This window comes from Acidimicrobiales bacterium, assembly GCA_022452035.1.
Classification (GTDB): domain Bacteria; phylum Actinomycetota; class Acidimicrobiia; order Acidimicrobiales; family MedAcidi-G1; genus UBA9410.
In genome coordinates this window covers 15,824-40,943 of the sequence record JAKURV010000011.1, presented here as the reverse complement: position 1 = coordinate 40,943, position 25,120 = coordinate 15,824, and the positions used below count along the sequence as shown (strand labels likewise).

Sequence of the window (25,120 nt, the reverse complement as noted above, 5' to 3'; positions counted from 1 at the left end):
GTCCCGTGGAGCCGGTCGACAGGCGGGAGTTCGAGGCGTTGGTGGCCGACGCCCTCGACACCCTGCCCCCCGACCTGACCGGCCTGATGGACAACGTGGTGGTCCTGACCGCCGACCGGGGCGACCCCCCGGACCTACTCGGCCTCTACGACGGTGTCCCCCTCACCGAACGCGAGGACTACGGCGGGCTAGTCCTACCCGACCGGATCCACGTGTACCGCCTAGCCCTCTGCGAGGCCTGTGCCGACCTTGACGAGCTCCGGCGCGAGGTGGTGGTCACCGTGGTGCACGAGGTCGCTCACCACTTCGGTATCGACGACGACACCCTCGACGACCTGGGCTGGGGCTGAAGGTCCTTCGGTTAAGCGTCGACCGACGGCCGGGCCATGGGAACGTGGGAGATGCCGTCCTCTACGAACTCGGGGCCAGTGGGCACGTAGCCCAGGGTGGCGTACCAGGAGACCAGATAGGTCTGGGCGTCGAGGACCAAGAGGCCAGGTGTGGTGGCGTGCACGTGGTCCAGCAGCACGCCGGCCAGGCCGTTGCCCCGGGCGTCGGCATGGGTCACCACCCGGCCGATCCGGCAGCTGCCCCCCGGCTCGGCCACGACCCGCAGGTAGGAGATCGGACCGTTCCCACCGTCGATCCACACGTGGCGGGTGCCGGCCTCTATGTCCCGGCCGTCCAGTTCAGGGTAGGGGCACTCCTGCTCGGCGACGAACACGTCCACCCGGAGCCGAACCAGGTCGTGGAACGTGGCCGCGTCCAACTCATCGAAGCGCCGGTCGTGGATCTCGGTCACGGTCGGGACGCTAGCCCCGACGGGTTTGCTCCCCCGGGGCCGGCGTCCGAAGATGGCCGGGTGCCGATCGCCTCCCTGCCCTCGGGAATTGACCTCTGCCACGAGGCGTTTGGCGACCCCGGCGATCCCGCGGTGCTGCTTATGCACGGGCTGGGCAGCCAACTGCTCCTGTGGGAGGAGGGCTTCTGTGAGGGGCTTGCCGCCACGGGCTTCCGGGTGGTCCGCTACGACCAGCGGGACAGCGGGTGGTCGACGATCCTCGAGGAGGGTGCGTCGTACACGCTGTCCGACATGGCCCTCGACGCCGTGGGGCTGTTGGACCACTTGGAGTTCGTCGACGTCCACGTGGTCGGGCTGTCGCTGGGCGGCATGACGGCCCAGGTCCTGGCCGCCGAACACCCACAGCGGTGTCGCAGCCTGGTGTCCATGGCCTCCCACACCGGCGACCGTCGGTTTGGCCGGGCTACCGACCAGGCCCGCGAGGCCATGGGCGTCGCCGTTCCCGAGGACCCGGTGCTGGCCGCTAAGAAGAACCTGGCTGACCGGCGCGTCTGGGCCAGCGTCTGGCACGACGACGACCACGCGGGCTCGGTGTTCGCCGCCTACGCCGAGCGGTCGGTCCAGCCCCACCACGCCTGGAGGCGCCAAGCTCGTGCCGCCTACGACGGGGGCTCCCGGGAGGACCTCCTGGCCACCATCAGGATCCCGACCCTGGTACTCCACGGCACAGCCGACACCCTGATCACCCCGTCGGGTGGCGAGCGGACGGCCGCTGTCATCCCCGGGGCCGACTTTGTGCTGGTCGACGGTTGGGGTCACGACCTGGCCCCCGGAGCCTGGCCGTACCTGATCGACGCCATCTCGACCCACTGCCACCGGGCCGACGGCACCACCTGACCACGACCAAAGAACCGACCGAGGAGACATCACCGTGGGAGCACTCGACGGCGTCCGAGTAATCGAGCTAGCCGGGATAGGGCCCGGCCCATTCTGCGGGATGATGCTGGCTGACATGGGGGCCGACGTCGTCCGAATCGACCGGGCGGCCTCGGTCCGCGGCGGTGATCCCGACCGTCCGCCCGCCTTCGTCAACGGTCGCGGCCGTCGAAGCGTCGGCGTGGACCTCAAATCCGACGAAGGCCGCGAGGTGGTGCTCCGCCTGGTGGAGGGGGCCGACGTGGTGTTCGAGGGGTTCCGACCCGGGGTGGCCGAGCGACTCGGCATCGGACCCGACGACTGCCTGGCCCGGAACCCGGCCCTTGTGTACGGGCGGATGACCGGCTGGGGTCAGGACGGCCCGTACGCCACGTCGGCCGGGCACGACATCAACTACATCGCCCTGGCCGGCGTGCTGGCCCACATGGGGCGTCATGACACCGGTCCCGTCCCCCCACTGAACCTGGTCGGCGACATGGGCGGCGGTGGCATGTACCTGGCCTACGGGATCGTCTGTGCCCTGCTGTCGGCCCAGCGCACCGGTGTGGGCCAGGTGGTGGACGCGGCAATGGTCGACGGGGCGGCCAGCCTCATGGCCTTCTTCTACGGGATGCTTCACACCGGGTTCTCCACGCCGAACCGAGGCGAGAACATGCTGGACACCGGTGCCCACTTCTACGACGTGTACAAGTGCTCCGACGGGGAGTACATCGCCCTCGGCTCGATCGAGCCACAGTTCTACGCCGAGATGGTCGAGAAGCTGGGCCTGGACGCCGAGGACTTCGCCGCCCAGCACGACCGGTCCCGCTGGCCCGAGTTGAAGGAGAAGGTGGCGGCCGTGGTGGCCACCCGGACCCGCGATGAGTGGGACGCCGTGCTGGAGGGAACCGACGTCTGCTACGCCCCGGTGCTGGCTGTGTCCGAGGCCATCGAGCATCCCCACAACGTGGCTCGGGGCACCTTCGTAGACATCGGAGGCATCGTCCAGCCCGGGCCGGCCCCCCGCCTGAGCGCCACCCCGGGAGAGATCCGCCGACCGCCACCCCACGAGGGACAGCACACCGACGAGCTGCTGGCAGAGGCCGGCCTGGGTGATGACGAGGTGGCCGCCCTCCGCGAGTCGGGGGCTGTGGCCTGACCATGGCGACCGTTGCCTTCCTCCACGCCCATCCGGACGACGAGGCACTAGCCACCGGGGGGACCATGGCCCGCCTGGTCGACGAGGGCCATCGGGTGGTCCTGATCGCCGCGACCCGGGGCGAGGAGGGTGAACCAGTACCCGGGGTGCTAGACGACGACGAGGCTTTGGGCGAACGGCGGACGGCCGAGCTGCACGCGGCGGCCGGAATCCTGGGCGTCCACCGATTGGCCTTTCTGGGCTACCGGGACAGTGGCATGGCCGATGACCCGGCCAACGACCACCCGGACTGCTTCTGGCAGGCTGACGTGGCCGCCGCTGCTGAACGCCTTGGAGGCCTGCTGGACGGTGAGGACCCCGACCTACTGGTGGTCTATGACCCGTCCGGCGGCTACGGACATCCCGACCACATCCAGGTCCACCGGGTGGGCGTCCGATGGGCTTCGGTCACCGCCGGTGTCCCGGTGCGCTGGGTGACCATGAACCGAGACGCCATCCGGGCGGCGATCGACCGGGCAGTTGACGAACTCGCGTCTGGTGAGGCCACATGGGCCAACGAGGAGATGCTGGAGCTGCGGCGACAGCGGACCGAGGTCGACACCTTCGGCATGGCGGACGACGAGATCACCCACGCCGTAGACGTCACGGCGGTCATCGACCGAAAGCGGGAGGCCATCCGAGCCCACGCCAGCCAAGTAGCCGCCGACTCGTTCTTCCTGTCCATGCCCGACGAGGCGTTCGCCGCCACCTTCGGGACCGAGTGGTTCGTGGACCCCGGACGTCCCCGCAACGGACGGGTGCAGAGCGACGACCTACTGTTGGCATAACGGCCCGGTGACCTGCACTACAGCCCTGCTGGCATGATGACCCGGTGACCGGCGTCCCGATCCTCCTCGCCACGCTGAGCGACATCCACGAGGGCCTGGCCTGGGTGATGGTGGTCGGCAACGGCCTGGCCGGAGCCTGGGCCCTGGCCGCCCACCGGGCGGATGCCCTCCGGGGTCGAGCCCTCTGGTGGTTCACCGCCCTCGTCCAGGTGGTCATCGCCATACAGGTGACTCTGGGGGTTGGCCTGGTGGCCGGCCAGGACATCGAGCCGCCGCAGTTCCACCTGTTCTACGGCTTTGTGGCCCTCATCACCGTGGGCATTGTCTACAGCTACCGGCAGAGCCTGCGCCCCCACCGGCACCTGCTCTATGGGTTCGCTGGCCTCTTCCTGATGGGCCTGGGCATCCGGGCCATGATCGTCGCCTGACGGCGGTTCCTAGGACTCGGCGTCCAACCGGCGCCGCAGGTCATCCAGTTCGGCGTCCAGCCGCTTGGGCAGCCGGTCGCCGACCATGGCGTAGTGCTCATCAATGAGGGCCACCTCGTGGCCCCACGACGCCGGGTCCACGGCCAGCAGTCGGGTCATAGCGTCGTCATCCAGATCGAGGCCTGTTCGGTCGATGGCATCCACGGTAGGGACGAGGCCGATCGGTGTCTCAGCGGCGTCGGCCGTTCCGGCCACCCGCTCGACCACCCACTTCAGGACTCGGCAGTTCTCTCCGAATCCGGGCCACAGGAACCCACCGTCGGCGTCCCTGCGGAACCAGTTCACCCAGAACAGCCGGGGGAGTCGATTGGCCTCGGCCCGGTCGCCGATGGACAGCCAGTGGGAGAAGTAATCGCCGACGTTGTAGCCCATGAACGGGAGCATGGCGAAGGGGTCGAACCGCACCTGACCGACCGTTCCAGCGGCGGCCGCCGTGCGCTCCGAGCTCATTATGGAACCCAGAAACACGCCGTGGTCCCAGTCCCGGGCCTCCGTTACCAGCGGCACGTTGGTGGCCCGGCGTCCTCCGAAGAGAATGGCTGAAATGGGCACGCCGGCCGGATCCTGCCACTCGTCGGCGATCGACGGGCACTGGTCGGCCGGGGCGGCGAACCGGGCGTTTGGGTGGGCGGCCGGAGTGGGGCTCTCCGGCGTCCACGGCTCGCCCCGCCAATCGGTCAGATGATTCGGCGGCTCGTCGGTCATGCCCTCCCACCAGACGTCGCCGTCAGGCGTGCGGGCCACGTTGGTGAAGATGGAGTTCCCCCACAGGGTCGCCATGGCGTTGGCGTTGGTGGCCTCTGAGGTTCCAGGGGCCACCCCGAAGAACCCAGCTTCCGGGTTGATGGCGTGCAGGCGGCCGTCGTCGCCGAACTTCATCCAGGCGATGTCGTCACCGATCGTTTCCACCGTCCACCCGGGCAGGGTCGGGACGAGCATGGCCATGTTGGTCTTACCGCACGCCGACGGAAAGGCGGCGGCTACGTAGGTCTTTTCGCCCTCCGGCGAGGTAAGCCCGAGGATGAGCATGTGCTCGGCCAGCCAGCCATCGTTCCGGGCCATAGTGGAGGCGATCCGCAGAGCGAAGCACTTCTTGCCCAGCAGGGCGTTACCGCCGTAGCCGGAGCCGTACGACCAGATCTCCCGGGTCTCCGGGAAGTGAGAGATGTAGCGGTTGGTGGGATCGCATGGCCACGGCACGTCGGCCTGTCCGACCTCCAGGGGGGCGCCCACCGAGTGCACGCACGGGACGAAGTCGTCGTCGCCCAGCACCTCCAGGACGGCCCGACCCATGCGGGTCATGATTCGCATGCTGACCGCCACATAAGCCGAGTCGGTCAGCTGCACGCCGATATGGGCGATAGGGGAGCCCAGCGGACCCATCGAGAACGGGACCACGTACATGGTCCGTCCCCGCATGCAGCCCCGATAGAGGCTCAGCATTTCGGCCTTCAGGGTGGAGGGGTCCCGCCAGTTGTTGGTGGGGCCGGCGTCACCCGGGCTGGTCGTGGCGATGTAAGTGCGATCCTCGACCCGAGCCACGTCGTCGGGGTCAGATAGGGCCAGATAGCTGCCGGGCCTCCGGTCATGGGCCAATCGCTGAAACGTGCCGGCCTCGATCAGGTCGGCGGCCAGGCGGTCGTGCTCGGTAGCCGACCCGTCACACCAGTGGACGGCGTCGGGGGCCAGGACCCTGGTCCAGTCCTCGACCCAGTCGAGGAGTTCCCGGTTGGTGGTCAGTGCGCCGCGTTCCACCATGGCCGCCCATCGGTAGTGGCTCTGGCGCGACGATGCCACACGGAGCGGGTGTGACAGTGGTCAATCGGCCGGGGTCGGCCGGCTCAGGGGAACGCCTCGTCTCAGGTGAGGTCCGGGGTCCCCATATCGACCTCGGAGCCCAGCGACAGCGAGGTTGCCCGCTGATCGTCGTCCAGAACGAACAAGACCCGCTGCCCCTGACGGAGCATGCGAAACACCGAGCCCTCGAGCGCGCCGTCGGCGAGGTCGAACTCGGCGAAGTCGGTATCCCGGATAACGACACCGTCGCCGGTTCCCGGGTCGTAGGACTTGACGACTCCCTGCACTGCGGTGTTCTCGTCCGGCCGACTAGTGGCCGGCCTTGACGACCTTGCCAGCCTTGATGCAACCGGTGCAGACGTTCATGCGCTTGGTCGACTTACCGACCACGGCGCGCACACGCTGGATGTTGGGGTTCCAACGCCGGTTGGTCCGCCGATGGGAGTGGCTCAGAGACTTGCCGAACCAGGGCTTCTTGCCACAGATCTCACAAACGGACGCCATCACAAACCCCTATCACCTCAACCGGCCGGTCCACCGGCCCGGTCCTCGAACGGCACAAGGCTACGGCCCACCCGAGGGGGACTCCAACCACCGGTGCATCGCTGCGTAGCGAGTCACGCTGGCCGTCGGGCGTGGGGGCGGGCCTCCCAGGAGGATGGCTACGCTCGTGGACCGTGACCGCCACCTCGTTGGATGCCGCGGCGTTGCGTGGCCTTATGGGGACCTTCCGGGATGCGCTGATCTCGCACCGGAATGTGCTGAACCTGCTCAATGTTTACCCGGTACCCGATGGGGATACCGGGTCGAACATGACCATGACTGTCGAATCAGTGGTCGCCGAGCTGGATGGCTTGGATGCTGGTGGCCCTCCGGGGATGGTCGAGGTAGCCGGCGCCATCTCCCACGGCTCGCTAATGGGAGCCCGCGGCAACTCCGGCGTGATCCTCTCTCAGGTCTTGCGTGGCCTGGCCGCCAACTTCGCTGAGGCCGGAGCGGTCGACGGACGGACCCTGGCCGACGGGTTGGTCGCCGCCTCGGAGGCCGCCTACCGGGCCGTAATGACGCCGGTGGAGGGGACCATCCTGACTGTGGTCCGCGAGTCGTCGGTAGCAGCCGAGGCCACCGCCGGAGGAGGCGGTGACCTGCTGGCCGTGGCCGAGTCGGCCCGGGAGGCCGGCGGCGAGAGCCTGGCCCGGACACCCGAACTGCTGCCCGTGCTGGCCGAGGCCGGCGTGGTAGACGCCGGGGGCAGCGGATACCTGCTGCTGCTGGACGCCGTGCTCACCGTCGTCGACGGACGACCGCTGCCTGACCCACCGGAGGTTGCGGCGCCGGTGACCGAAGGGCGCCCCGACGACCACGGCGCCGACGAGGCGACGGGGACCCGCTACGAGGTCATGTATTTCCTCGACGCACCGGACGGGTCGATCGACGGCTTCAAGAAGGCGTGGGCCGCCCTGGGGGATTCGATCGTGGTGGTCGGGGGCGATGGGGTCTGGAACTGCCACGTCCACACCGACGACATCGGCGGCGCCATTGAGGCAGGGATCGCCGTAGGCCGCCCCAACCGGATTCGAGTTACCGATTTGTTCGAGGAGGTCGAGGAGCAAGCGTGGGTTCGCGACCAGATGTCGGCCGACGCCGAGGACGTCGGCGACCCGGTGCCGTGCGCCGTGGTGGCCGTGGCCAACGGTCCTGGTATCCGCGACATCTTCCGCTCCCTGGGGGTACGGCGAGTAGTGGCCGGGGGCCAGTCCATGAACCCGTCCACGGCCGACCTGCTGGCCGCAGTGGAGGCTGTCCCGGCCGACGACGTGGTGGTGTTGCCTAACAACGGGAACGTCGTCGCCGCGGCCGAACAGGTCGACGCCCAGAGCGACAAAAACGTCCGGGTGGTCCCGACCCGGGGCATCACCGAGGGGTTCGCCTCGCTCCTGGAGTACGACCCCCAGTCCACCGCCCAGGACAACCAGACGGCCATGGCCGCTGCGGCCGAGGCCGTGGTGGCCGGTGAGGTGACAGTGGCTGTGCGCGACTCGGGAAGCGACGTGGGCAACATCGCCGAGGGCGACCACCTGGGCCTCGCCGGGGGAAAGGTCCGGGTGGTGGCCAGCACCCTGTTCGAGGCCACCACCAGCCTCCTGGGCGAGATAGTCGACGACTCGCACGAGATCGTCACCATGATTGCCGGAGAGGGTGCCGAGGAGGCCATCACGGCGGCCGTCGTCTCGTGGTTGGAGGCTGAACACCCGGGCGTCGAGGTCGAGGTGCACGACGGCGGCCAACCCCTCTACCCCTACTTCCTGGGCGTGGAGTAGGCGACCGTCCTCCGGGCCCGGGGAGCCCCGGTCCGTCCGGGTGGTGGGGGTACCGTCGGCTGGTGGCCGACCAGGGCATCACCCTCCGGGAGCTCGACGGGCGCCCGGTCACCGTCCTGAACGGGGTCGGGGAGGCCCGGGCCCGCTCGCTGGCCGCCATGGAGGTCCGGTCGGTGCTGGACCTTCTCAGCTACTACCCCCGCCGCTACCTCGACAGAAGCCGCGAGGCGACCGTGGACCGGCTGACTCCCGGCGAGGAGGGCATGGTCCTAATCCGGGTGGAGGCTGTGACATCGCGTCGAACCCGCAACGGGCGTTCGCTGGTCGAGGTCCGGGTGGCCGATGACACGGGTGGGCTACGCCTGGCGTTCTTCAACCAGCCGTGGCGCCTCAAGCAACTGACCGAGGGCCGGGAGGCCGTGGTGTTCGGGAAGGCCGACAGCTTTCGAGGTGACCTCCAGATGACGAACCCCGTGGTGGACCTGGTGGGCGACCGGACGGGACGCATCGTGGCCGTCTACCCGCAGTCCGAGGCGGCCGGCCTCCAGAGCTGGGACGTGGACGGGTTCGTGGGCGAGGCACTCCGTCGGGTCGGGAAGGTCCGGGGCCTGTCCGACCCGGTACCGGTAAGCGTCCTCGAGCGGTACCGGATGGTCGGGCGCTCGGACGCCTACCGGTCCATCCACCGCCCAGAGTCGATGCAGGAGATGGCTGAGGCCCGCCGCCGCCTCGTGTTCGACGAGTTGCTCCGGATCCAGTTGGCTCTGGTCCAGCGTAAGCGGGACCTGGAGCGCACCTCGGTCGGAATTGCCCACGACACCGCCACGACCATTCTGCTGGAGGGGTTCCGGGCCGGTCTCGGCTTCCCGTTTACCGACGCCCAAGACCGGGTGGTGGCCGAGATCCTGGAGGACCTGGCTCGACCCGCACCCATGCACCGGCTCCTACAGGGCGACGTGGGCTCCGGCAAGACGGTGGTAGCCGTCTCGGCGCTGCTGGCCGCCGTCCAGGGTGGGTATCAGGGCGCCCTCATGGCGCCCACCGAGGTCCTGGCCGAACAACACCACCTGGGGGTGGCCGAGATGCTGGACCGCATCACCGTCGACGACCCGGCCACCCTGCTAGGGCAGCGACCGCTGAAAGTCGAATTGCTGACCAACCGCACCACCACGACCGAGCGTCGGCGGATTGGTACAGAGTTGGTGGCCGGCGGCATCGACGTGCTCATCGGTACCCATGCGCTGATCCAGGAGGGGGTCCGGTTCGGGTCGCTCGGCATGGTGGTTATCGACGAGCAGCACCGGTTCGGTGTCGAACAGCGGGCCGCTCTTCGAGAGAAGAACGACGACGGCACGGTTCCCGACGTGCTGGTCATGACGGCCACGCCCATTCCCCGGACGGCCGCCATGACCGTTTATGGGGACCTCGACGTGTCGGTTCTCGACGAGATGCCACCGGGGCGCAACCCCATAGCGACGTCTTGGCACGAGGACGACGCCAACGTGTGGCCGGTCGTCCGGGGTGAGGTGGAGGCCGGCAGGCAGGCCTACGTGGTGTGCCCGTTGATCGAAGAGTCTGAGAACCTGGAGGTACGGTCGGCGGAGGAGGCCTTTACGTCGCTGTCGGACGGCGAGCTGGCCGGGCTCCGGGTTGGGCTGCTTCACGGACGGGTGGGTCGGTCCGAAAAGGAGAAAACCATGCGGCTCTTCCGGTCCGGCGCCCTCGACGTGCTGGTGGCCACCACGGTGATCGAGGTGGGAGTCGACGTTCCGAACGCCACCGTCATGGTGGTGCTCGACGCCGCCCGGTTTGGCATCGCCCAACTTCACCAGCTCCGGGGTCGGGTGGGGCGCGGTGAACATTCCAGTCGTTGCCTGCTGGTCGGTAAGGCGCCTACCCCGGAGTCCGAGGAGCGCATCCGGGCGGTGGTCCGGACCACCGACGGCTTCGAGTTGGCCGAGGTGGACCTGGACCTGCGGGGCGAGGGCACGATCATGGGGGAGCGCCAGAAGGGGCGTAACGACCTCCGCCTAGCCTCGCTGCGCCGCGACCGGGAATGGGTGGAGGCAGCTAGAGAGGAGGCCCTCCGGCTGGTCGGCGGTGGAGGGGGCCTGGCTGACCACCCCGAGCTAGCCGACGAGGTCACCCTGTTCCTCGGGGACGACGAGTCCGGCTACCTGCTGAAGTCGTGATGCCGTCGAGGTCGTGGCCACGGCGTCTACCGGACTAGGAAGGGTCCCATGACCGACGCCCGGACAATCGGACCCGGCGAGGTGCCCGACGTGGTCGCCACCCTGGCCGACGCCTTCGTCCACGACCCCGTGCTGGCGTTCCTCTTCGACGACGCCGACCGGAGGCCCGCCCAGCTGGCAGCCCTGTTTGCCAACCGCCTGGCTGCCGGGAGCGGGTTCGACGAGGTGTTCGTGCCTACCGACCCGGACGGGTTGCGCCGGTGCGCCGCCCTGTGGGTCGGACCTCACGAGCCTGATGATGCCGAGGCCGCCGCCGCCGAGGCCGGGGCGGCCAACCGGGCCCTCCTGGAAGATGCCGGGGCGATGGAGCGCCTGAGTCGGTTGTTTCCGATCTTCCAGTCCCACCCGCGAACGCCCCACTGGTACCTGGCGTTCGTCGGCACCCGGGAAGCGGATCGGGGTCTGGGGCTGGCCTCGGCCTGCATCGGGGCGGTGACTGCCCGTTGCGACGTAGACGGCTTGGGGGCCTACCTGGAGTCCAGCGACCCGGACAACGTGCCGCTGTACGAAAGGCACGGGTTCGTGGTCACCGGTGAGGTGGCCGTCGACGGCGGTCCAACGGTTCCGCTCATGTGGCGCGACCCCCGCTGATGCGTCCAGTTCAGACGTCCCTGGGTGGCTCGTCGCCCTGACCGTCGTCCTCGTCGTCGGGCATCACCAGGTCCCAGCGGTCTACGCAGTCGGCACAGCGGTAGGCCACCGGGTCTCCCGGGTCGAACTCGGTCTCGGGGTGGGCCAGTAGGTGGCAGGTGCCCCCGCAGTCCACGCACACGATGGTCTCCGGAGCCCGCACCCGGCCGACCGTAGTTCGCGCCGACCACCGGGCCTCCATACTGGTTAGATGCGAGTCGTGGCTGGAACCGCCCGGGGCCGTCGTCTGGCCTCACCATCAGGGGTGGACGTGCGTCCCACCAGCGACCGGGTCCGGGAGGCGGTGTTCAACGCCCTCCACAGCCGGGGGGCCGTCGTGGATGCCGACGTCCTCGACCTGTTTGCCGGGACCGGGGCACTGGGTATCGAGGCGCTCTCCCGGGGTGCCCGACGGGCCGTGTTCGTGGACCGGTCAGCCGAGGCGGTGGACCTGGTGTCCCGGAACCTCCGGTCCTGTGATCTGGAAGACCGGGCCCGGGTGGTTCGGGCCGACGGTCTGCGATGGTTGACCACCACCGACGACCGGTGGGACCTAGTCCTCTTGGACCCGCCGTACCCCTTCGACGGCTGGGCCGACCTGCTGGTCGGGTTGGCTGGCCGTGTCGACGGCCCGGTGGTCACCGAATCCGACCGCCAGATCGAGCCGGGACCCGGTTGGCATGCCGAATCGTGCCGTCGGTACGGGAGTACCGTGGTAACGCTGCTCCTGCCGGGAGCCGAGGCGGCGGGGGCCGCCGACCAACCAGCCACGATCGAGCGAGAGGTGCCGAGGCCGTGACCCGCGTCCTGTATCCAGGATCCTTCGATCCGGTGCACAACGGCCATGTCGAGATGGTCCAGACGGCAGCCGGCCTGTTCGACGAAGTGGTGGTGGCCGCCCTGATGAACCCGGCGAAGGGTGACGGCCTGTTTGATCTGGAGGAGCGGATGGCGATGCTCGACGAATGCTTCTCCCACCTCACAAACGTGCGGACCACCATGTTCGACGGTCTGGTCGTCGACCTGGCCGCTGAGGCCGGGGCCGACTTCATCATCAAGGGACTACGGGCCGTCTCCGACTTCGAAAGCGAGCTCCAGATGGCCCAGATGAACGCCGCCATCTCTGGGGTGCAGACCCTCTTCCTGCCTACGGCGTCTCGTCGGTCGTTCCTGGCTTCCCGATTGATTCGCGAGGTGGCCCGTCTGGGTGGCGACGTCAACGACATGGTGCCGGTCCCGGTGCGCACCCGTCTTGAGAACCGGCTGGCGACATGACCGATCCCGCCGAGGTGGCGCCCCTTCAGTCGGTCGGCCCGACCGCGGCGCCGCCACCGCAGCAGCCCACTACGCCGACGACCCCGGACCCCTACCGGCCGCCCCAGATGGAGACCATCCTGCGCCAACTGCGCGAGCAGGTGGCTAATGCGCGGCCGATGCCGTTGTCCGCCTCCTCCATGGTCAACAAGGATGAGCTGCTGGGCCTCGTCGATGAGGCCATCACCCGCCTTCCTGACGAGCTCCGGTCGGCCCGCTGGTTACTCAAGGAGCGGGAGGAGTTTCTGGCCAAGGTGCGTCGGGAGGGTGACGAGATCCTCGAGTTGGCTCGGTCCAGGGCCGAGCGGTTGGTCCAGCGCACTGAGGTGGTGAGGACCGCCGAGCAGAAGGCCCGCCACCTGGTCGAGAAGGCCGAGGACGAGACCCGGAAGATGCGCCGGGAGACCGAGGACTACTGCGACCAGAAACTGGGCAGCTTCGAGTCGCTGCTGAGCAGTACCCGTGACGCCATCGCCCAGGGTCGACGTCGCCTGCAAGAGACCGTCCTTGACCGGGACCGGGATCGCCGTGCGGCCGAGGCTGCCCAGGCTTCCCGTGAGGCGGTGGCCGGTCGACCGGGCGTCACGTTCTTCGACCAGGACGCCGAGACCGACGGGCCATGACCCCGGCGGGAGCGTGCCGCCCCGCCCCGGTGGCCTCCCGGTGACCGACGACCTGCGGATACCGCTGGCCGTCCTGCGTCGGCGCGCCGATCCTCGGCTGATCCGGGCCTCGGTGGTGCTCGACGACCTGCGGGTTGGCGACGTGTCGGTGGTGGATGGCCGGGTTGTCGTGGACCTGGAGGCCGAAGCCCGCGGTGCCGAGGTTGTGGTGACGGGCGGTGTCCGGGCCGGATGGTCCGGCGACTGCCGACGCTGTCTGGAGCCGGTGGTCGGCGAGGTCGACCTACGGGTCCACGAGGTGATGGCCTCCGACGAGCCGGGTCGGTCGGCCCCCGAGACGGACGCCGCCGATGCCTACCAGTTGGGTGGAGATGAGGCCGACCTGGAGCCGGTGGTCCGCGACGCCGTCCTGTTGGCTCTGCCCCTCTCGCCGCTCTGCGCCGACGACTGCATGGGCCCCGACCCGGAGTGGCTTCGGTCCGCCGAAAGCCCATCGGGAACGGAGGACGGCCCGGCGGGAGACCCGCGGTGGGCCGCTCTGGACGTTCTCCGGTTCGACGAACCCGACTTGGGGTGAAGCGGCCGGTTCCGGGAGTGGTCCCCGTCATGGCCGTACCGGTTCGCAGCCGGTGCCGGTAGCCTCGTCTAGCCGTCGGCGCACCTGGTCGACGTACCCGATCTCCACCCCACCGACCGCCTCCGAGGAACCGACGATGGCCGTCCCAAAGAAGAAGACCTCCAAGGCCAAGGGCCGTAGCCGAAAGGCGTCCGCCTGGACCCTGGACCGCGCAGCCCGGAGCTCCTGCGACCACTGCGGCGTCACCAAGCGCCCGCATCGCATCTGCGGGAACTGCGGCTGGTACGCGGGTCGCCAGGCCGTCGACGTCGACTGACCTACCCCTTCCTCGCATCATGCTGCCCGTAGCGGTCGACGCCATGGGCGGTGACCACGCACCGGCCGAGATCGTCGCCGGCGCCCGGCAGGCCCACGAGGAGGACGGCGTCCCGGTGCTGCTAGTCGGCCGCCCCGAGGAGCTCGCCGATGTCGGCGACCTGGAGGTCCTCGAGGCGTCTGAGGTCATCGCCATGGACGCCGAACCGGGCTCCAGCGTCCGTCGGATGAAGGACTCCTCGTTAGTCCGGGCGGCTGAGGCGGTTCGCGATGGCCGGGCATCGGCCATGGTCAGCGCTGGTAACACGGGGGCCACCATGGCCAGCGCCCTGCTCCGCATGGGGCGGATCTCCGGTGTGGCCCGGCCGGCCATCGCCACGCTGATCCCGGTACCCGGTGGGACCCCAACCGTGCTGCTGGACTCGGGGGCCAACGCCGAGTGCAGCCCCGGGTGGCTGGTTCAGTTCGGCCAGATGGGCGCCGTGTTCTCCCGAGCCCGCCTAGGCGTTGAACAGCCCCGGGTGGCTCTGTTGTCCATCGGTGAGGAGCCAGGGAAGGGAAGCCCCTTCGTCAAGGACGCCTACGCGGCCCTGGCCGCCGCCGAGTTCCGCGACGCCGAGTTCATCGGCAACGTGGAGGGACGCGACCTCCTCACCGACACTGCCGACGTCATCGTGACCGACGGGTTCACCGGAAACGTGGCCCTCAAGACGGCCGAAGGGGCCTTCAAGGCCCTCCTGACCGCCCTCCTGACCGCTATGGCCGAACGACCGGAGGCCATGGCTGCGGCCGAAGTACTGGCTCCCGAACTGGACAACCTCTACCGGGAGTTCCACCCGGACACCTACGGCGGGGCCATGCTCCTGGGCGTCAAGGGGGTCTGCGTCATTAGCCACGGCTCCACGAAGGCCGTGGCCATGCGAAACGCCATCGGCGTGGCCGCCGAGATGGTGCGTGCCGACGTGGTCAACCATCTCACGGAGGCCGTGGCCGCCCAGGCCTGACCTTCCCACCATCTCCATCCCTTTCGACCACGCTCCGACCCAGGGTTGTGACCGGTAGGATGACCCACCGTTCCTGGGGCTGATTCATTGTCCCCGGCGGCCGATGACCACCCCACATCTCTGAACGGCGAGGAGCCGACGTGCCCGCAGAAACCCATGTCGAGGGCGTCCCGATCGGGCGCGACGAGGTCCTGGAACTGATCCGCGACCGTCTCGCCGACATCCTGGAGATCGAGCCGTCCGAGATCGGCGAGGGCAACTCGTTCGCCGACGACCTCGACGCCGACTCGCTGGCCCTTATCGAGTTGGTGGAGGCCCTGGAGGAGGAACTCAGCGAGCGTTCTGCCGGCTTCCGGATCGAGGACGATGACCTCGAGGACCTCAAGACAGTCCGCGATGCCGTCGACTATGTCGTCTCCCGTCTCGGCTGACCCGCGGTCCGTCGTTTCGGAAGCCCTCGAGGACGGTCTTGGCCACCGGTTCGGTGATCCGGACCTACTGGAGATCGCCCTGACCCACCGGTCGTGGTGTGCCGAGCACGAGGCCTCCTCCAACGAGCGGCTGGAGTTCTTGGGTGACGCTGTGCTGGGGTTTGCGGTCGCTGAACGTGTCTACCGCGACCATCCTGGGCTGCCCGAGGGCCAACTGGCTCTGATCCGGGCCGCCGTAGTGAGCACCCCGGCGTTGGCCGACGTGGCCCGGTCGATCCCGTTGGGTGAGGCACTCCGCCTAGGTCGGGGCGAGTCATCGACCGGTGGGAGCGACAAGGACTCGATCTTGGCCGATGCCCTGGAGGCTGTGGTCGCCGCTGTCTACCTAGACGGTGGGCCGGCGGCCGTGAGGACGGTCGTGGACCGGCTGTTCGCCGACGTGCTGGCCGACTCGGCGGTCGATCCGGGCCTCCACGACTTCAAGACGCGCCTCCAGGAGTTGGCCGCCCGCCGATCCGACCCGCCGCCGCGCTATGTGCTGACCGACGACGGTCCGGACCACGACAAGCGGTTCCACGCTGTGGTCGAGGTGGCCGGGCGTTCGTACGGCCCGGCAACCGGCACGTCGCGCAAGCGGGCCGAGCAGGAGGCGGCCCAGTTGGCCTGGGACGCCCTTGAACACCCATCCCCGGTTGAGGCTGGGACTCCGACGACAGGTCAGGAATCAACGTGACTCTCGAACACGAACTACCCGAGGTAGAGATCATCCGCTACGCCCTGGACCGGGAGATTTCCGGCCGCAAGGTGAAGACGGTGGAGGTCGCCTCGATGGCCACCCTGGCCCGGTACCGCACCCGCCGATCGTTCGCCGGAACGGTGGAGGGCTGCAAGTTGGGCCCGGTCCGCCGGATCGGACTCACCCTGGTCATCAAGATGGAAGACGACCTACTGGTCATCCGCCCGGGCGCCGGCTCCAGTATTCGGCGGCACGCCGCCCGGGACGCGAAGGCACCCGGCACCGAGATGACCTTCACTTTCACGGTGGGCGGTCAGGTCCGCCTGATCGACCCCGGCGGCACCTCGGAGGTGTGCGTGGTGTCCGGCGACCAGCTGCTCACTGAGTTCCCAGACCTGGCCACGCTGGGCATCGATCCGGCCGGCGAGATGGTTCCGTGGACGATGTTCGGAGGACAGGTCCTGGCTAGGGAGGTACCGCTCAAGGATCTCCTGTGCGACGACACGGTGGTGGTGGGCATCGGCGACGTTTACTCCGACGAGATCCTGTTCCACGCCGGACTGCGCTACGACCGGATCAGCAACACCCTTTCCACCCAGGAGGTCCGGCGCCTCCATGGGGCGATGATCTCGGTGGTCAACGATGCCATCAAGTACCGAGGGACTGACCTCGAAGAGCGTCCGTTCGTCGACCTGTACGGCGAGCCGGGGACCTACGGCGACCACTTGGCGGTTTACGGCCGGGCGGGTGCGCTCAGCCAGCGCAACCGGTCAGCCATCCAGCGAATCAAGCTCAAGGGAAGCTGGACTTACTTCTGCGAGACCCAGGTCTGACGGAGCGCCCCTCGGGCGCCTTTGGCGCGCCTAGGGTGGCGTGAATGGCGAATGACACCCCTGTGATTTGGGCGGGCGGCGCGCGGGGTCCTGCGTGTTCCTGAAACAGCTGACCATCAAGGGCTTCAAGTCGTTCGCTGACACGGCGACCCTGGAGATGGAGCCCGGTGTCACGGTGGTCGTAGGGCCCAACGGCAGTGGAAAGTCCAACGTGGTGGACGCCATCGCGTGGGTGCTGGGCGCCCAGGCGCCGAGCGCCGTGCGATCCCAGAAGATGGACGATGTCATCTTTGCTGGCACGTCCACCAGGGCTGCCCTGGGTCGGGCTGAGGTCTCGTTGACCATCGACAACTCGTTGGGCCAGCTCCCGGTGGAGTTTGCGGAAGTGACCATCACCCGGACCCTGTTCCGAAGCGGTGATAGCGAGTACTCGATGAACGGCGCGCCCTGCCGCCTGCTGGACATCCAGGAACTGCTGTCCGACGTGGGGGTCGGCCGCCAACAGCACGTCATCATCTCCCAGGGCCAGATCGACGCCGTACTGAACGCCCGTCCGGAGGACCGGCGGATGATCATCGAGGACGCGGCCGGGATCCTGAAATACCGGCGCCGTAAGGAGAAGGCTCAGCGGCGGTTGCGGGCCACCGAAACCAACCTGGACCGGCTGTCTGACCTGCTGCGCGAGGTCCGCCGACAGCTCCGTCCGCTGGAACGTCAGGCCGATGCTGCCCGCCGGCACGGCGACCTGCTGGGCGAGTTGACCGCTTTGCGCCTCCACCGGGCGGGACGGGAGCTGGACACCCTCCAGACCAGGGCCCGGGACGAGGCTGGGCGGCGCTCCACGCTGGCTGCCGATGAGTCGACCCAGGGTGGGGTGCTGGCCCGAGTGGACGCCGAGGTCGCGGCGGCCGAGACCGAGTTGGCTGCCAGGGGAGGCGACGACCTGGGCGACCGGCTGGTGCGGCTGGAGTCCCTGCGGGAGCGAGGTCGGGGTCTCAGGGCCCTTCTGGTCGAACGGCTCCGGGGCATTGAGCGGGAGCGGTCGTCTCTGGCCTCCCAGCAGGTAGTCGTGGGCTTGGAGGTGGAGTTGGAGCGGGCCGAGGCCGAGGCCGCCGAATTGGACGCTGAGGCCGACCGCCTGGCACCGGAGGCCGAGCGCTTGGCCGTGGCCGAGACCGAGCTGGCCGCCGATCGGGCGGCCTTCGAGATGGACTGGTCGGAAGGCGTGCCGGCCCTGGGCGGTCACGCCGCCGAGGCTCGTGGCGAGCTCGGCGTCCTGAGGGCCGCCGTTGCCCAGGCCACCTCGGAGCGTGAGCGCCTAGGCATTCGACTGGGCGGGTTGGAGGAGGCATCGACTCGCCTGGACGCCGAGGCCGATTGCTTACGCTCTGAACTGTCGGTGGGAGAGACAGCCGAAGAGCCCCTGGTGGAGGCCGTGGCCGAGTCCGAGTCCCGGGCCCACGGGGCCGCCGTGGCCCGGAACGCGGCTTGGGAACGGGTCATGGCCGCCGAGGCTGAAGTCCAGTCGGTGACAGCCCGGGTGGATGCCCTGTCCCTGGCCCTGAACGAGGCCCGGTCACGGGCCGGCGCCGAGCACTTGGCCGGCATCGAAGGCGTGTTGGGGACGCTGCTGGACCTGGTCGAGGTGGACGATGGCTTCGAGGCGGCCTTCGAGGCAGCGGCGGGTTCGGCGCTGGACGCTGTGGTGGTCGGCGACGTCGGCCAGGCTCGACACGCCCTGACCGCCCTGCGCGAAGGTCGGCTCTCGGCGGCTGTGCTGGCTCTGGACGCCGGCTCGAGCGGTTGTTCTTCTCCGCCGGTGGGGTCGCCCATCCGGTCCCGGGTCCGGGCCCGACGGGAGGGCGTCGACGGTCTCCTAGACCGCTTGCTTGGCCACGCCGTGGTCGTCGACGGCGATCTTGACGCCGTGGTCGATCTGGCCCTGAGCTACCCGGAGTCCATCATCGTCACCCTGGCCGGTGACCGTTTCGGCCCGTCGGGCTGGCGGATCGGTGGGGACGGGCGGGGAGCGACCGGCGCAGCGCTGGCCGATGCCGAGCGCCGGCTGGCCGATGCCGAGGTCGAGCGGGGCGAGGCCACCCGGGCCCTGGACGTGGCCGAGCGGGCGACGGGCGACGCCGACGACGAGGTGGCCCGTCGGAACCGGGCCCTGGACGAGCATGACGGCCGGTTCACGGCGTCGACCGAGGCGCTCCAGCGGCTGCAGGTCGAACGTCGTGACCTGACTACCGAGGCGGAGTCGCTGCGGACCCGCCTGGGCGAGTTGGGCCAGCGCCTGGAAGACGAGGCCCGGAGGGTCGACGACTTGGAGCGGCGCCTGCCCGGTCTGGAGGCGGTCGAGGAGGCGTCCGTGGAGGCAGGACACCGGATGAACGCTGCCCGGAGTTCACTGGAGGAGCGGGCCGCCGAGCTGGGTGCCCGACGAACCGGCCACGACGTTCGGGTCGCCGAGGCCACCGGTCGCCAGACCGTGGTTCGGGCTCGGGCTACCGACCTGAGGTCACGGTTGGGCCAGTTGGCCGACGAGCGGGCCGCTGCCGCTGCCCAGCGCGGTGACCTAGACGGGCGGGAGGCCGCTACCCGTGAACTCACAGCGGCGTTGGATGAGCGCCTGTCGATGGTCGATACCCGGTTGGATGCCCTGCGTGATCACCGGCGCCAGCAATCCGAGCGGGTTCGGGCCGTGGCCGCCCGCCTGGACGGCCTGCGTCGCGAGCGCTCGACTGCCGAGACCGTCCTCCGGGAGGCCCGTGAGCACCAGTCGAGGCTGGAGATCGAGCGGGCTGAGACACGTTTGCGCCTTGAGAGCCTGACCGAGTCGATCCGCGCCGAGTTCGACCTGGAGCCCGACGCCGCCCTGGATGCTCCGTGCCCCGAACTGGACGAGGGGGTAACGGCGGCCAACCGGATAGCCGACCTAGAGCGCGAGCTGAAGTTGATGGGACCGGTTAACCCGCTGGCTTTGGCTGAGTTTGACGGTCTCCGGGAGCGCCATGAGTTCCTCCAAGAGCAGTTGGACGACATCCGTTCCACCCGTAAGGACCTGAGGAAGGTCATTCGGTCGGTGGACGAAGAGATTGTGTCGGTGTTCGCTGCTGCCTTCGCCGAGGTGTCAAGCCACTTCACCGACCTGTTCGATGCCCTCTTCCCTGGTGGTGAGGGGCAGCTGCGCCTCACCGATCCCGACGACCTACTGGAGACGGGTCTCGACGTGGAGGCGCGACCCTCGGGCAAGAACGTTAAGAAGCTCTCGCTGCTGTCCGGCGGCGAGCGGTCACTAACCGCCCTGGCCTTCCTGTTCGCCGTGTTCCGCAGTCGTCCTTCGCCGTTCTACGTCATGGACGAGGTGGAGGCGGCCCTCGACGACGTCAACCTGCACCGGTTCCTGGGCCTGGTCGACCAGTTCCGAGACCACGCCCAGCTGATGATCGTCAGTCACCAGAAGCGGACCATGGAGGCCGCCGACTGCCTCTACGGCGTATCGATGGCTCCCGGCGGGTCGTCGAGGGTGATCAGCGAGCGGGTGGAGGCCGAGCGGGTGGCCCGGCGGCTCGGAGTCCTGACCAACGGCTGATCTGGAGTCCCGCGGTCTGGCCGCGGGGAAGGTCGGAGTACCGTCGTCCCCGTGCGCATCCTCGTGGTCGACGATGAGGCCGACCTGCTCGACGCGGTGGCCCGAGGGCTCCGTCGGGAGGGCTACGCCGTCGACACGGCCGATGGGGGAGCGGAGGCGATCGAGAAGGCCACCTTCATCCCATACGACCTGATTTGCCTGGATCTGACCATGCCTGGGATCGATGGGCTGGAGGTCTGCTCGACGTTGCGGGCCGATCCGCCGGGCGAGGTCCCACCCCGGATCCTGATGCTGACGGCTCGGGACACCGTCGAGGACCGTATACGGGGGTTGGACGTCGGGGCCGACGACTATCTGGTCAAGCCGTTTGCCTTCGACGAACTCTCGGCCCGTATCCGTTCCCTGCTGAGGCGCGACCCGGGCCGGTCGGGGGCCGTACTGGAGGTCGGCGACGTGGTGTTGGACACGGCCCGCCACCGAGCCAGCCGGGGTGAGCGTGATCTAGACCTCACGGCCAAGGAGTTCGCATTGCTGCGGTACTTCATGACCCGTCCCGGCGACGTGGTGTCCCAGGAGGTTCTCCTGGACCACGTGTGGGACGAGCACGCCGACCCGTTCACCAACACCGTGCGGGTGACCGTGGGGACATTGCGCCGCAAGCTCTCCCTGGAGGGCGAGGAGCCGCTCTTGGAGACCGTGGTCGGGTCGGGCTACCGGTTGGTCGATGAGCCGGTGGACCGGTGAACCGGACCGGGGTGGGCCTGGCCGGGCGCTTCCCGGACCGGTTCGGCAGCCTACGTACCCGGTTGGCCCTGCTCTACTCCATTGTTCTCTTCGCGCTGGCCGCCGTGATGGTGGGGGGTATCTACCTAGGTCTGTCCCGCGCTCTGTCCGAACAGCCCACGTCGCACCTGGCCCGATTTGAGCAGTTGGCCCAAGAGGGTTCTACCGACCAGGCCTCTTTGTCGGTCGACCAACAGGAGGATCGTCCGTGGCTGGTCATCTTCGAGGAGGAGGTCAACCGGAGGGCTCTCGAGCGGCTGCGGGCCTACTCCTTCACCGCCCTGGCCGGCGTGTTCCTCGGGAGTCTGGCCGTGGGCTGGTATGTGGCCGGCCTGGTTCTTCGACCCATTAGTCGGATTTCGGCTGTGGCCCGGGAGATCACCGCCACCGATCTGTCCCGGCGGATCGAACTGGGAGGCTCGTCGGACGAGCTCCGGGACCTGGCCGACACCTTCGACGAGATGCTGGACCGGCTGGACGAGGCTTTCGAGGGCCAGCGGCGATTCGTCCAGGAGGCGTCACACGAGCTGCGTAACCCGTTGGCTGTACTGCGCACAAACCTGGACGTGGTTATGGCCGATCCAGAGGCCGGGCCGGAGGACTTTCGGGCGGCCGGGCGGGTGTCCCTCCGGGCCGCCGAGCGCATGTCGGCTCTGGTCGACGACCTACTGCTGTACGCCCACCACGAGCGTCCGGACAGCCGACGCGAGCCCATCGACGTGGGCGCCGTGGTAGGTGAGACGGTCGAGGACTTCGCAGCGGCTGCCTCGCGGTCTGGTGTGGTGCTGGACCACGACCGGATCGATGGCCTGGAGGTGGTGGGGGACGCCGTGGCCCTGCGCCGCGCGGTAGCGAATCTTCTGAGTAACGCCATTCGGGTCTCGGCGGGGGGCGGAACGGTCCGGGTCTCTGTGGGCCGGGACGAGGAGATGGTCTGGGCCTCGGTTATCGACCACGGACCTGGGATCGCTGTCGGTGACGTCGACCGGGTATTTCAGCGGTTCTGGAGGGGTGACCGGGCGTCGGCCCGGGAAGCCGGGCGGTCTGGCCTGGGTCTGGCCATCGTGCGCCAGATCGCCGAGGGCCACGGTGGGCGGTCCACTGTGAGGTCAGTAGAGGGCGAGGGGGCCACGTTCACCCTTTGGTTGCCCCGGTATGTGGACTCCTAAATCTCTTGATGCGTAGGAGTTGGGCGTTGGGCGCTCTATTTTCAGTCTGATGGAGGACGATCAGGCCCACCAGCGACGGTCCGTCGACCGCCGGTCCATCGAGGTCGGGGGGCGTCGGCCCGTTGAGCCCACCTTTCCGGGCCTGCTGCCGGCACCCGTACCGCCGATCGAACCTCCGGTCCGCATCAGCGGCCGACTCTTGGCGGGCTTGTTCGCCGTGGCCGTCCTGGTGGCTGCACTGGTGGCCGGGGCCGTGGCCGGTTGGATGCTGCGCGGCGAGGATGGCGATGCGGCTTCCAGCGTCCCGTTAGAGATCCGGTCCGAGGAGGCGACCGGGACTGTCCTGGCCACCGGGGGGTTGTCCGAGGCCGAGGTGACGGCCCTGGTCGAGGGAATTTTGTCCGAGCGCGAGGGGCTCTCGGCCGCCGACGTGGAGGTCATCGTGGCCGACCGGCTTTCCGAAGCCCCTGGCCTGTCGACCGACGACGTGGCTTCTATCGCCGCCTCCGTGGTCGAGGAGTCGGCCGGGCTGTCGGCCGAAGAGGTAGAAACCGTGGTCGGACGCCTTATCGAGGAGTCGGCCGGCCTGACCGCCGAGGAGGTCGAGTTACTGGTGGCCCGTCTGTTCGCCGAGGCGCCGGTCGACGATTCGGGCGACGAGCCGGTGGTCGCCGTGGCCGAAGCGCTGGTTGACTCGGTGGTGCTGGTCTCGGTCCCCGAGACCAGTCACGGTTCCGGCATCGTCTTTGACGACGGGGGTCGGATCGTCACCAACGCCCACGTGGTCGATGATGCCGACGAGGTGGTGGTCAGTCTGCCCAACGGTCGGCAAATCGTCGCCGAGGTGGTGGGGTTCGACGTTCGGCGCGACGTGGCCGTGCTTCAGCTGACCGAGCCGGACAGCAGCCTGGTGCCAGCGGTTTTCGCCTTTACCGAGGACATCCATGTGGGGCAGTTGGCTGTCGCCCTGGGGAGCCCCTTCGACCTGGACCGCACGGTCACCGCAGGAATCGTGAGTGCCGTGGGAAGGGTCATCGACTCGTACGGCTGCCAGTCGGGATTCAGCGCCGAGTGTGCCGGGGTTTCCATGATCCAAACCGACGCGCCGATCAACCCGGGTAACTCGGGAGGGCCGTTAGCCGATCGCGAGGGCCGGGTTATCGGCATGAACACGGCCATCCAAAGCACTGGCTTCGCAACCGGCAACATCGGCGTGGGCTTCGCCATCCCCAGCGACACAGTGGTGCTGGTGGCCCGTCGTCTGATCCTGGGCGAACCAATCGGAACGGCATGGCTGGGCATCCGGGGCGAGTCGACCATTGACGGACGGCCGGGCGCCCTGATCGTTGAAGTGGTGGAGGGATCGCCCGCCGAGTTGGCGGGCCTACTGGTCGGCGACCGCGTCTTCCGGTCGGATGGCCGAATCATCCGCGACATGGGTGCCCTACGAGCCGACATCCAGATCCGGCTACCGGGATCACGGGTCGAGTTGGAGTACGAACGCGATGGCGAGGTCGGTCTGGCCCTGGTTCAGTTGGGCGACCTCGACGACCAGTTCACCGGCTAGCGCGCCGGTTGGTGCCCCGGGGTGGGTTCGGACCCCACCGGTAGGATGCGCCTCCCATGGGTCTCCGCTCCCGCCTTGGTCGCGCTCGCGATGCCTGGTCCACACACCTTGCGCCGGTGCGGAACAGTTCGTCGATCGACGACTCCACGTGGGAGGGCCTGGCCGACGCCCTGCTTCTGGCTGATGTGGGTGTGGTCACCACCGATGCCCTAGTCGACGGCCTCCGGAAGCGGGTGGGACGCGAGGGGGTAGCTGACGCCGATGGCCTGCTGAGGCTGCTCAAGGTGGAGCTCCTGGCCCGACTAGGCGAGGCGGATCGTGATCTGGCCCTCGGGGGCGAGCCGTCGGTTTGGCTGTTTGTTGGCGTGAACGGCGTCGGCAAGACGACGACCATCGGCAAGCTGGGTTACAGGGAGTCGGTGTCCGGTCGCCGGCTGGTGTTCGCTGCTGGCGATACGTTCCGGGCCGCGGCGGCTGACCAGCTGTCGCTGTGGGCCGACCGGTCGGGTTCGACCGTGGTGCGGGGCGCCGAGGGTGCCGACCCCAGCTCGGTGGTGTATGACGCCGTGGCCCATGCAGCATCTCGGGGGGCCGACCTTGTGCTGGCCGACACCGCAGGGAGGGTCCACACGAAGGCCAACCTCATGGACGAGCTATCCAAGGTTCGGCGGGTGGCTGATAAGGGGGCCGGTACGGTCACCGAGACCCTCCTGGTCATCGACGCCACGACCGGCCAGAACGGTCTGGTTCAGGCTCGACAGTTCGCCGAGGCCGTCGATGTGACCGGAATTGTGCTGACCAAGTTGGACGGTTCAGCGCGCGGGGGGATCGTGGTGGCCGTTCAGGACGACCTCGGCATCCCGGTGAAGTTGGTCGGGGTGGGAGAGGGCGTGGACGACCTGGTGCCGTTTGATCCCGAGGAGTTCGTGGACGCCCTGTTCGCGGCCGACGTTCCGGCCTGAGACGGGTTCAGGAGGCCGCA

The 25,120-nt window shown here is 68.8% G+C and carries 27 protein-coding genes; 22 read left to right on the top strand and 5 right to left on the bottom strand.

Annotation, left to right across the window (positions count from 1 at the left end):
- The first annotated feature begins 5 nt into the window (after positions 1-5).
- Entirely contained in the window at positions 6-350 is a 345-nt protein-coding gene (locus MK181_05530) for a metallopeptidase family protein (protein MCH2419257.1), read from the top strand.
- Between the two features lie 11 nt (positions 351-361).
- Here the strand turns inward: MK181_05530 and MK181_05525 are convergent, their stop codons facing one another.
- Entirely contained in the window at positions 362-802 is a 441-nt protein-coding gene (locus MK181_05525; protein ID MCH2419256.1) for a GNAT family N-acetyltransferase, read from the bottom strand.
- 60 nt (positions 803-862) lie between these two features.
- On the opposite strand from MK181_05525, the gene MK181_05520 reads away from it, so the two are divergent.
- Genes MK181_05520 through MK181_05505 form a run of 4 tightly spaced genes read left to right on the top strand, consistent with a single transcriptional unit; the run spans position 863 to position 4,131 of the window.
- Positions 863-1,699 (top strand): alpha/beta fold hydrolase, encoded by an 837-nt coding sequence (locus MK181_05520; GenBank protein MCH2419255.1) that lies wholly within the window; start codon positions 863-865, stop codon positions 1,697-1,699.
- Positions 1,700-1,733: 34 nt separating this feature from the next.
- Positions 1,734-2,876 (top strand): CoA transferase, encoded by a 1,143-nt coding sequence (locus tag MK181_05515; protein MCH2419254.1) that lies wholly within the window; start codon positions 1,734-1,736, stop codon positions 2,874-2,876.
- A gap of 2 nt (positions 2,877-2,878) precedes the next feature.
- Positions 2,879-3,703, top strand: coding sequence for a PIG-L family deacetylase (locus MK181_05510; protein MCH2419253.1), 825 nt, complete (start codon positions 2,879-2,881; stop codon positions 3,701-3,703).
- A gap of 44 nt (positions 3,704-3,747) precedes the next feature.
- A complete protein-coding gene (locus MK181_05505; protein MCH2419252.1) occupies positions 3,748-4,131 on the top strand; it encodes a hypothetical protein in 384 nt (127 codons plus the stop codon).
- 9 nt (positions 4,132-4,140) lie between these two features.
- On the opposite strand, the gene MK181_05500 is transcribed toward MK181_05505, so the two are convergent.
- The 3 genes from MK181_05500 to rpmB all read right to left on the bottom strand — a co-directional run bounded on the left by MK181_05500 (position 4,141) and on the right by rpmB (position 6,492).
- Positions 4,141-5,949: a phosphoenolpyruvate carboxykinase (GTP) gene (locus MK181_05500; GenBank protein MCH2419251.1), complete on the bottom strand. Its 1,809-nt coding sequence runs from the start codon at positions 5,947-5,949 to the stop codon at positions 4,141-4,143.
- Positions 5,950-6,050: 101 nt separating this feature from the next.
- Positions 6,051-6,275 carry a hypothetical protein gene (locus MK181_05495; GenBank protein MCH2419250.1) on the bottom strand — a complete coding sequence of 75 codons (225 nt, stop codon included), beginning with the start codon at positions 6,273-6,275 and terminating at the stop codon, positions 6,051-6,053.
- 22 nt (positions 6,276-6,297) lie between these two features.
- A complete protein-coding gene (gene rpmB, locus MK181_05490; protein MCH2419249.1) occupies positions 6,298-6,492 on the bottom strand; it encodes a 50S ribosomal protein L28 in 195 nt (64 codons plus the stop codon).
- A 173-nt stretch (positions 6,493-6,665) separates the two neighbouring features.
- Here rpmB and MK181_05485 point away from each other — a divergent pair, with 173 nt between their 5' ends.
- The 3 genes from MK181_05485 to MK181_05475 all read left to right on the top strand — a co-directional run bounded on the left by MK181_05485 (position 6,666) and on the right by MK181_05475 (position 11,152).
- Positions 6,666-8,309, top strand: a complete 1,644-nt coding sequence (locus tag MK181_05485) for a DAK2 domain-containing protein (protein MCH2419248.1) — start codon at positions 6,666-6,668, stop codon at positions 8,307-8,309.
- Positions 8,310-8,371: 62 nt separating this feature from the next.
- Complete coding sequence (recG, locus tag MK181_05480; protein ID MCH2419247.1) at positions 8,372-10,501, top strand: ATP-dependent DNA helicase RecG; 2,130 nt, start codon at positions 8,372-8,374, stop codon at positions 10,499-10,501.
- Between the two features lie 48 nt (positions 10,502-10,549).
- Positions 10,550-11,152: a GNAT family N-acetyltransferase gene (locus MK181_05475; protein MCH2419246.1), complete on the top strand. Its 603-nt coding sequence runs from the start codon at positions 10,550-10,552 to the stop codon at positions 11,150-11,152.
- A 10-nt stretch (positions 11,153-11,162) separates the two neighbouring features.
- Here MK181_05475 and MK181_05470 read toward each other — a convergent pair whose 3' ends face one another.
- Positions 11,163-11,354 carry a hypothetical protein gene (locus tag MK181_05470; protein MCH2419245.1) on the bottom strand — a complete coding sequence of 64 codons (192 nt, stop codon included), beginning with the start codon at positions 11,352-11,354 and terminating at the stop codon, positions 11,163-11,165.
- A 48-nt stretch (positions 11,355-11,402) separates the two neighbouring features.
- On the opposite strand from MK181_05470, the gene MK181_05465 reads away from it, so the two are divergent.
- The 14 genes from MK181_05465 to ftsY all read left to right on the top strand — a co-directional run bounded on the left by MK181_05465 (position 11,403) and on the right by ftsY (position 25,100).
- Complete coding sequence (locus MK181_05465; GenBank protein MCH2419244.1) at positions 11,403-11,990, top strand: RsmD family RNA methyltransferase; 588 nt, start codon at positions 11,403-11,405, stop codon at positions 11,988-11,990.
- Positions 11,987-12,466: a pantetheine-phosphate adenylyltransferase gene (coaD, locus tag MK181_05460; GenBank protein MCH2419243.1), complete on the top strand. Its 480-nt coding sequence runs from the start codon at positions 11,987-11,989 to the stop codon at positions 12,464-12,466. The genes MK181_05465 and coaD overlap by 4 nt, the downstream gene beginning before the upstream one ends.
- Positions 12,463-13,128 carry a hypothetical protein gene (locus MK181_05455; GenBank protein ID MCH2419242.1) on the top strand — a complete coding sequence of 222 codons (666 nt, stop codon included), beginning with the start codon at positions 12,463-12,465 and terminating at the stop codon, positions 13,126-13,128. The genes coaD and MK181_05455 overlap by 4 nt, the downstream gene beginning before the upstream one ends.
- A 40-nt stretch (positions 13,129-13,168) precedes the next feature.
- On the top strand, positions 13,169-13,705 hold the full coding sequence (locus MK181_05450) for a DUF177 domain-containing protein (protein ID MCH2419241.1): 537 nt from the start codon (positions 13,169-13,171) through the stop codon (positions 13,703-13,705).
- A gap of 136 nt (positions 13,706-13,841) precedes the next feature.
- Entirely contained in the window at positions 13,842-14,021 is a 180-nt protein-coding gene (rpmF, locus tag MK181_05445; GenBank protein MCH2419240.1) for a 50S ribosomal protein L32, read from the top strand.
- Positions 14,022-14,040: 19 nt separating this feature from the next.
- Positions 14,041-15,024 carry a phosphate acyltransferase PlsX gene (gene plsX, locus MK181_05440; protein ID MCH2419239.1) on the top strand — a complete coding sequence of 328 codons (984 nt, stop codon included), beginning with the start codon at positions 14,041-14,043 and terminating at the stop codon, positions 15,022-15,024.
- 140 nt (positions 15,025-15,164) lie between these two features.
- Entirely contained in the window at positions 15,165-15,455 is a 291-nt protein-coding gene (locus MK181_05435; GenBank protein ID MCH2419238.1) for a phosphopantetheine-binding protein, read from the top strand.
- Positions 15,433-16,188, top strand: coding sequence for a ribonuclease III (gene rnc / locus MK181_05430; GenBank protein ID MCH2419237.1), 756 nt, complete (start codon positions 15,433-15,435; stop codon positions 16,186-16,188). Before MK181_05435 ends, rnc begins: the two co-directional genes overlap by 23 nt.
- Positions 16,185-17,024 (top strand): hypothetical protein, encoded by an 840-nt coding sequence (locus MK181_05425; GenBank protein ID MCH2419236.1) that lies wholly within the window; start codon positions 16,185-16,187, stop codon positions 17,022-17,024. The genes rnc and MK181_05425 overlap by 4 nt, the downstream gene beginning before the upstream one ends.
- 94 nt (positions 17,025-17,118) lie before the next feature.
- On the top strand, positions 17,119-20,619 hold the full coding sequence (gene smc / locus MK181_05420; GenBank protein ID MCH2419235.1) for a chromosome segregation protein SMC: 3,501 nt from the start codon (positions 17,119-17,121) through the stop codon (positions 20,617-20,619).
- A gap of 51 nt (positions 20,620-20,670) precedes the next feature.
- Positions 20,671-21,363 (top strand): response regulator transcription factor, encoded by a 693-nt coding sequence (locus MK181_05415; GenBank protein MCH2419234.1) that lies wholly within the window; start codon positions 20,671-20,673, stop codon positions 21,361-21,363.
- Positions 21,360-22,571, top strand: coding sequence for a HAMP domain-containing histidine kinase (locus MK181_05410; protein ID MCH2419233.1), 1,212 nt, complete (start codon positions 21,360-21,362; stop codon positions 22,569-22,571). The genes MK181_05415 and MK181_05410 overlap by 4 nt, the downstream gene beginning before the upstream one ends.
- Before the next feature lie 49 nt (positions 22,572-22,620).
- Positions 22,621-24,138, top strand: a complete 1,518-nt coding sequence (locus MK181_05405; protein ID MCH2419232.1) for a trypsin-like peptidase domain-containing protein — start codon at positions 22,621-22,623, stop codon at positions 24,136-24,138.
- A gap of 116 nt (positions 24,139-24,254) precedes the next feature.
- Positions 24,255-25,100 (top strand): signal recognition particle-docking protein FtsY, encoded by an 846-nt coding sequence (gene ftsY, locus MK181_05400; GenBank protein ID MCH2419231.1) that lies wholly within the window; start codon positions 24,255-24,257, stop codon positions 25,098-25,100.
- Positions 25,101-25,120 lie beyond the last annotated feature (20 nt).